Raw genomic sequence first — 1,024 nt, 5'->3', positions numbered from 1 at the left:
TGCCGCGGCTTCGGTTCTGTGCTTTAGCCCCGGATATTTTCGGCGCAGGGCCTCTCGACCAGTGAGCTATTACGCACTCTTTTAATGGTGGCTGCTTCTGAGCCAACATCCTGGTTGTTTTCGAAGTCCTACATCCTTCTCCACTTAGCACAGCATTTGGGACCTTAGCCGGCGGTCTGGGCTGTTTCCCTCTTGAATACGGGTCTTATCACTCGCATTCTGACTCCCAGGCTGCCCATATGAGCCATTCGTAGTTTGACTGGGGTCGGTAGGCTTTACGCCCCCTTGCCCGATCAGTGCTCTACCGTCTCTATGGTTATTCGCCTGAGGCTAGCCCTAAAGCTATTTCGGGGAGAACCAGCTATCTCCACGTTCGATTGGCATTTCACCCCTATACACATCTCATCCCAACATTTTTCAACATGCACGGGTTCGGTCCTCCACTCATTTTTACCTGAGCTTCAACCTGGACATGTATAGATCACTGTGGTTTCGGGTCTAATCCATGCTACTTTACGCCCTCTTAAGACTCGCTTTCGCTTCGGCTCCGCGTCTCCCGCTTAACCTCGCAGCATAAATTAACTCGCCGGTTCATTCTTCAATAGGCACGCCGTCGCACATGTAAAGTGCTCCGACTGTTTGTAGACATACGGTTTCAGGTTCTATTGCACTCCCCTCCCGGGGTTCTTTTCACCTTTCCCTCACGGTACTTTCCACTATCGGTCGTTTCGATGTATTTAGCCTTGGATGGTGGTCCACCCTGCTTCCCACTGGGTTCCTCGTGCCCTGTGGTACTCTGGATCCCTGCCCGCTTTTCACTCTTTCGTGTACGAGGGTCTCACTCTCTTCGCCGCACCTTCCCAGATGCTTCCACTAAAGTGTCCAGTTTGTTGCAGGTCCGCAACCCCAAGAAACCGAAGTCTCTTGGTTTGGGCTCTTCCCGTTTCGCTCGCCGCTACTCAGGGAATCTCTTTGATTTCTTTTCCTCCGACTACTTAGATGTTTCAGTTCATCGGGTGTTTTC

Annotated in this window: 1 rRNA gene; it reads right to left on the bottom strand. The window is 51.8% G+C overall.

Annotated features, from left to right (window positions below):
* Positions 1–1,024 (bottom strand): 23S ribosomal RNA (locus tag HMPREF1992_RS11035); the annotation flags it as partial.

Origin of the sequence: Selenomonas sp. oral taxon 892 str. F0426 (assembly GCF_000468035.1) — a bacterium.
In the GTDB taxonomy this organism is placed as follows: domain Bacteria; phylum Bacillota; class Negativicutes; order Selenomonadales; family Selenomonadaceae; genus Centipeda.
This window is presented reverse-complemented; position numbering and strand designations above follow the sequence as displayed.